The 6302-nt window shown below is 68.2% G+C and carries 7 protein-coding genes; 4 read left to right on the forward strand and 3 right to left on the reverse strand.

Annotated features, from left to right (window positions below):
- The first annotated feature begins 57 nt into the window (after positions 1-57).
- On the forward strand, positions 58-765 hold the full coding sequence (locus ACZ49J_RS40590; RefSeq protein WP_467456144.1) for an SDR family NAD(P)-dependent oxidoreductase: 708 nt from the start codon (positions 58-60) through the stop codon (positions 763-765).
- A 54-nt stretch (positions 766-819) separates the two neighbouring features.
- On the opposite strand, the gene ACZ49J_RS40595 is transcribed toward ACZ49J_RS40590, so the two are convergent.
- Positions 820-1464: a TetR/AcrR family transcriptional regulator gene (locus tag ACZ49J_RS40595; protein WP_467456145.1), complete on the reverse strand. Its 645-nt coding sequence runs from the start codon at positions 1462-1464 to the stop codon at positions 820-822.
- Positions 1465-1550: 86 nt separating this feature from the next.
- Here ACZ49J_RS40595 and ACZ49J_RS40600 point away from each other — a divergent pair, with 86 nt between their 5' ends.
- Positions 1551-2378, forward strand: a complete 828-nt coding sequence (locus tag ACZ49J_RS40600) for an SDR family NAD(P)-dependent oxidoreductase (RefSeq protein WP_467456147.1) — start codon at positions 1551-1553, stop codon at positions 2376-2378.
- Positions 2379-2437: 59 nt separating this feature from the next.
- Here the strand turns inward: ACZ49J_RS40600 and ACZ49J_RS40605 are convergent, their stop codons facing one another.
- A complete protein-coding gene (locus ACZ49J_RS40605) occupies positions 2438-3121 on the reverse strand; it encodes a TetR/AcrR family transcriptional regulator (protein WP_467456149.1) in 684 nt (227 codons plus the stop codon).
- Between the two features lie 127 nt (positions 3122-3248).
- Between ACZ49J_RS40605 and ACZ49J_RS40610 the strand changes: the two genes are divergently transcribed.
- Entirely contained in the window at positions 3249-4733 is a 1485-nt protein-coding gene (locus ACZ49J_RS40610; RefSeq protein ID WP_467456151.1) for a DHA2 family efflux MFS transporter permease subunit, read from the forward strand.
- 145 nt (positions 4734-4878) lie between these two features.
- Here ACZ49J_RS40610 and ACZ49J_RS40615 read toward each other — a convergent pair whose 3' ends face one another.
- Positions 4879-5559 carry a response regulator transcription factor gene (locus ACZ49J_RS40615; protein ID WP_467456152.1) on the reverse strand — a complete coding sequence of 227 codons (681 nt, stop codon included), beginning with the start codon at positions 5557-5559 and terminating at the stop codon, positions 4879-4881.
- A gap of 650 nt (positions 5560-6209) precedes the next feature.
- On the opposite strand from ACZ49J_RS40615, the gene ACZ49J_RS40620 reads away from it, so the two are divergent.
- The coding region (locus ACZ49J_RS40620; protein WP_280842533.1) for a biotin carboxylase N-terminal domain-containing protein at positions 6210-6302 on the forward strand (93 nt) is incomplete at its 3' end.

Consider the following 6302-nt stretch of genomic DNA (forward strand, 5'->3'; position numbering starts at 1 on the left):
TCACGATCTCACGGGGCGGGTGGCGTGGTGATGGTGGTCTGTTGGGAGGGTGACTCCATGACCATTACACTGATCACGGGCGCAAACCGGGGGCTGGGCAGGGAAGCCGCGAGGCGGCTGATCGGCGCGGGGCACACGGTCTACGTCGGAGCCCGCGACGAGCGCCTCGGCGAGAAGGCCGCAGCCGAGCTCGGTGGCCGTCCCCTGCCGCTCGACGTCACGGACGACGCTTCGGTCAGCGCGGCGGCAGAGCGCGTCCGTGCCGAGGCCGGGCGCCTCGACGTCCTCATCAACAACGCCGGGGTCATCGGTCTCGGCAACGACGCCCACGACGCCACTGCCGAGCAGGTGCGCACGACGTACGAGACCAACGTGTTCGGTGTGGTGCGGGTGACTCACGGCTTCCTGCCGCTCCTGGAGGAGAGCGAGACACCCGTCATCGTCAACGTGAGCAGCAGCCTGGGCTCGCTGGGCATCGCCGGTGACCCCGAACAGTTCACTTCGATTCTGCCGGTCTACTACTCCGCTCTCGCGTACAACTCCTCGAAGGCCGCGCTGAACATGGTCACCGTGCAGTACGCCCGGACCCACCCGAGGATGAGGATCAACGCCGTCGACCCCGGTCACACCGCGACGGACCTCAACGGGCACACGGGCCCGCAGACGGTGGCCGAGGGGGCCGACATCATCGTCCGCATGGCTCTGGTGGATCCGAACGGCCCCACCGGCGGCTTCTTCGGCAACGACGGCCCCGTCCCCTGGTGACGTGCCCGCCGGCGAACCACTCCTGACGCACCGTGAGACCGGTTCCCCGCTGTCTCACGGTGCCTCAGGCTCACCCGGCGCCGCCGTGGGGGCCGGGGTGCCCAGCAGCACGGCGGCGACCCGCTCGAAGTAGGGCGAGATCTCGTCGACGCAGGCTTCGGAGAGCGCGGGGGTGTGGGCCAGGGAGCGCGCGACCGTGATGCCCAGCAACCACGCGGTGAGGAGTTCCGCGCGCAGTTCGCGGTCCGGCAGGTCGACGAGTTGTTCGAGAGCGTGCACATAGTCCTGGGACAGCTGTGCGTTGAGCTGTTCGCGGCACTCCGGCCGGCCCGAGGAGAGAAGGAGGGCGGCGAGGGGGTGGCCGCCCGCGGAGCCGGGTGCGGCCTGCCGCATGGCCGCGTGCAGCAGGCGGGTCGGCACGTCCCCCGGGCCACCGTCGGACGGTGCTTCGTGCTCGTCGCCCACCGTCTGCGCCGCCCGCTCGAAGAGCCGCTCCTTGGAGCCGAAGTAACGGAAGATCAGCGCGGGGTCGACCCCCGCGTCGCGGGCGATGTCCCGGACGCTGGTGGCGTCATAGCCGCCGAGGGTGAACCGGGCCCGGGCCGCGGCCAGCAGCGCGGCCTCGGTGGCGGCTCGGTCACGCTTGCGCTTGGGGGCCTGGGCCATGGACGTCTCCTCGGAGTCATCGGTCGTTGACATGGTAGTCGGCGGTGCGTAGCTTGATCCAAGTCATCAATTGATGACTTGACTCCGGACTGCTGCGCCACCGCGCAAGGAGACTTCTCATGAAGACGTTTGTGATTTCCGGCGGCAATGACGGAATCGGCAGGGGGCTGGCTCTCACACGTCTGGAGCGGGGTGACAGAGTCGTGGTGCTCGGCCGCAGCGCGGACAAGGGGCAGCGCTTCCTGGCAGAGGCCGGGGAGCGCGGAGCCCGGGAGCGCGCCCATTTCATCGCCGCGGACTTAAGTCTTGTCAGCGAGAACAGGCGGGTTGTCGACGAGCTCAAGGGGACGTTCCCCGCCCTCGACGCCCTGGTGCTGTGCGCGCGGTTCTTCCGTTCTGAGCGGTATGAGACGACCGAGGGGTACGAGGGCACCTTCGCCCTGGAGTACCTCAGCCGCTATCTGCTGAGCCACGGACTGACCGAGACGCTGGAGAAGTCCGCGGCACCGGTGATCGTCAACGTGTCGGGGCCGGGCATTCCCAAGCCCGCCATCCGCTGGGACGACCTCCACTTCCGCAGCGGATACAGCGGCATCGAAGCGCAGCGGCACGCGGGGACGGCGAACGATCTGCTCGGCGTTGCCTACGCGGCCCGCCACGGCAGTGGCCGTACCCGGTACGTACTGGTCAACCCGGGTACGGTGGCCACCAGCTTCGCAGGTCAGTACGACCCGGTGACGAAGTCCCAGGTAGCGGCGATCAGGCGCATGGGCAAGCCGGTGGACCAGGCTGTCGCTCCGATCACGGAGATCATCGACGCTCCGCCCGCCGAACCCCTGAGCGCCTTCGTCGAGGGGCGTCGGATCGGAGTGGACGACCCGAACCTGTTCGACCAGGACGCCGCCACGCGCCTCGACAAGGTCACCGACCAGCTGTTGGCTCGCTGACCGCGCCACGGCAGCGGGCCACGGGCGGGGTGCCTCGGCGCCCCGCCCCTTTCACGCGCTCAGTGCCCCAGTGCGTCCGCGGGGGTGGCGGCCGTCGGCCCGAAAGCGCTGAGGAAGGTGCCGGACGCGGCCCCGGCCAGAGCCCGGAGGTCCTGGTCGAGGAGGCTGCGGGTCCCGAATCGGGAGCGTGCTTCGACGGGTCCGGTCAGCAGCGCGAGGAACTGCTCCGCGGCCTCGACGGGATCTGGCGTGCGCAGGCGACCGCCGAGCGTCAGGCGCGCGAACCGGTCGGCCAGGGCTTCGGTCACCCGGCTCGTGCCGCTGACCTGCATGACGTCGAGCAGGTCGGGGAACCGGCAGGCTTCCGCGTAGACCAGTCGGCGCAGAGCCCAGGAACGATCGCTGCAGTAGCACCGGAGCAGGCGGTGGCCGATGTCCTCCAGTGCGCCGCGCAGATCGTCGTCCGGCGCGGCAAGTCGCTCGATGATGCGCAGGTTCTCGGTCAGCGCGGTCTCAGCGGCCAGCTTCATCGCGTGATGGAAGAGATTCGCCTTGTCGTTGAGGTGGTTGTAGACGGTCGGCTTGGCCACCCGCGCCTCGGCCGCGATCTCTTTGACGCAGGCGTTGGCGTACCCCTCGCGCGCGAACACGGTGAACGCGGCATCCAGGATCGCCTGCCTCTTGTCGATGCGGCCGCGCGGTGCCTGGGTTTGCGACGTTGCTGTCGTGGTTGCTTCGGTCACGTCGGTAGCGTACCGGACATCCCTCTTGATTGAACCCGTAGGTTCAATTCTATGGTTGCGGGTGGCCAAGTTGGGTCACTAGATTGAACCCACGGATCCAATTGTGCTGAGGCAAATCGGAGGAGCTGTGACGCAATTACGAGCTGACCGCCTGGAACCCGCCCTCGTCCGGCTGATCGCCGTGGTCCTGTTGGGCGGGATGCTGGGCATCCTCAACAGCACCATGGTGTCCGTCGCCCTCGATCCCCTGAGTGAGGAGTTCGACGCCTCCCTCGGTGCCATCGGATGGGCCTCCACCGGCTTTCTGCTGGCGGTGACGGCCCTGATCCCGTTCACCTCGTGGGCGGTTGACCGGTTCGGCAGCAAGCGGATGTGGCTCGGCGGCCTGACGCTCTTTCTGGCCGGATCACTCGCCTGCGCGTTCGCCTGGAACGTGGGCAGCCTGATCGCCTTCCGGGTCATCCAGGGACTGGGGGCAGGCATCCTCGACCCGTTGGTCCTGGTTCTGCTGGCGCGTGCCGCGGGACCCACGAGGGCGGGCCGGGTCATGGGGCTGATGGGTGTCGTGCTCTCTCTCGGCCCGGTGCTCGGCCCGATCGCGGGCGGGGCCATCCTGGAAGGCCTCTCATGGCGCTGGATGTTCTGGCTCAGCGTTCCGATCGGCGTCATCGCGTTGCTGCTCGCGGTGAAGATCGTCCCCGCCGATCCGCCGCGCGGATCGGAACCTGCCCACAACCGCCTCGACGTCATCGGCCTGGCGCTGCTCGGGCCGGGCTTCTCCGTGCTGGTGCTCGCCCTGACCCAGAGCGCGGAGCGTGGCGCGTTCGCCGACTGGCTGGTGCTCGCTCCGCTGGTGCTGGGCGCGGTCATGCTGGCCGCGTACGCCACACATGCCCTGCGTGTCCGGAGCACCCCGCCGCTGATCGACCTGCGCCTGTTCAAGAGCGGTAGCTTCACGGCGAGCGTGTCCGTGATGACGTTGAACGGCCTGGCCACGTTCGCCGGTCTTTTCGCCCTTCCTCTGTACTACCAGCAGGCGCACGGCCACGGCACACTCGCGGCAGGTCTGCTGGTGACGCCCATCGGCCTCGGTGCCGCCCTCGCGATGCCGCTGGCCGGAAGCCTCAGCGACAGGATCGGCAGCCGGAGCCTGGTACAGGGGGGTGCCGTCGCCGCCGTTCTGGGAGGTCTGTGGCTCACCCAGGTGTCCGCCACCACCTCCGAGGTATGGTCGTCCGTCGCCGCGCTGATCATGGGGGCGGGCATGGGCTTCGTCGGCGCGCCGACCATGGGCTCGCTGTACCGGACGCTGCCCCCGCCTCTGGTGCCGCAGGGCAGCTCCGTGCTCTACATGCTGAACCAGCTCGGCGCGGCCGTCGGCATCGCCCTCGTCACGGTCATCATGAAGACGCTGGGGGACGGGAACGTTCTGGACGGCATCCACGGCGTCTACTGGTTCACCATCGGCACGCTTGTCGTTCTGCTGATCGCCACGGTGTTCCTGCCGGGGCGCGCCGAGGGCGACGGCGGGACCGCCACGGATTCGGGCGAGGGGCCGTCAGCCACCGCCGTGCCCGAGCAGGCCCCAGCCGACGCCCACGGGGCACGCTGACTGCCTGCCGATGCCGACTCCGGAGGACGCCGCCGGTTCCGCAACAGGTGGCGTCCCCCGGAGAGGATCGGGTTCGACATGGTCCCGGGCCCGGGACATGAGCTCCGTCCGCGCCCAGGCCGTCACGAGCGGGGATCGCGTCAGATCACGGATGTCCCAGCCGGAAGCCGACCCCGCGGACCGTGACGATCCAACTGCTCGAACCGAGCTTGCCCCGCAGACTGCTGACATGGGTGTCGATGGTGCGTCCCCCGCTCGACCATGCATCCTCCCATACCTGAGTCATCAACTGCCGACGTGAGAAGACGGCACCCGGCTGAGAGGCGAGCAGATGGAGGAGGTCGAACTCCTTCCGGGTCAGCTCCACCCGGCGCCCGTCCAGGACGGTCTCGCGTGCACCGGCGTCGATACGCAGCGGGCCGCGTGTGATGACCTGCTCGGCCGGCTTGCGGGGACGGACCCGGCGCATCACCGCTTCGATCCGGGCCAACAACTCCCGGAAGCCGTACGGTTTGACCAGGTAGTCGTCCGAGCCCGCCTGGAGACCGAGCACACGGTCGAGTTCCGCGCCGCGCGCGGTCACCGCGATGATCGGCGTGTCGGCGGCGGCCCTGATACCGCGGCACACCTCCAGTCCGTCGAGGTCGGGCAGGTCGAGATCCAGGAGGACCAGGTCCACACCGTGATGCGCCTGAAGGGCCTTGGCGCCCGTCGCCACGCTCTCGACCCGGTGGCCGTGCCGACGCAGTCCCCCCACCAGGGTGTCCGCGGCCTTTGTTTCGTTCTCGACGACGAGGACCCGCAGCGCCTGTCCGCTCCCGCCCACTGTTTGCCCGGCCCCGGTCGGCGGCGAGAATCTCTCGGGCCGAGAAGGTCCCGGATACTCCGTGGCGTGCTGTTCCGTGCCGGGTTTGAGTAGATCTAAGGACGACGGCTGGTCCATCTGCTCCTCCAGAACAGTCGCAATACCAACTGTTGAACGCGCATCGAGACGGTATCAAGCAAACCTTCCCGATTGTCAACGCAGCCGAGAGCTGTCGGCAGGCCGGTCGAAGCGACCCCCACATGGGCCCTGACCTGCAGAAACAGCAAGCCTCTCCGATCGCCGAGCAGTGCGGCGAGCGTCCGGCTCGTATGCAAGCATACGCGGAGAGTTAACGCGACGAGCGGGCTGACCAGGCGGTCGCTGTGAGGATTGCCACTTCTGTCCGCGAAAGAAAGGAGCCTGGGTCGTAAACATTAATTTCGCGTTACAGGTAGTGCGTTTGTCGCAAATGGGGTGTGAAGATCGAAGTCTGCAGACTTGACGTACGTCTGACATTCCGCTGGAGCCGATCTCACATACTTGCAACTACCTTCGACACGCCTGCGGAAACCTGAAGAAGCTCTGAATTGGCCGGTATTGAATGCAGCTCCCCGGCCGACGAGGCTTGTTCCTGAAGGTCAGGTCGCAGAGCGAGTGGGGGAGAAGCCGTCGTGCGCAAGGTGTTGATCGCCAACCGTGGCGAAATCGCTGTCCGCGTCGCCCGGGCGTGCCGGGACGCCGGGATCGCGAGCGTCGCCGTGTAC

The sequence above is a fragment of the Streptomyces sp. NPDC030840 genome (genome assembly GCF_055572015.1).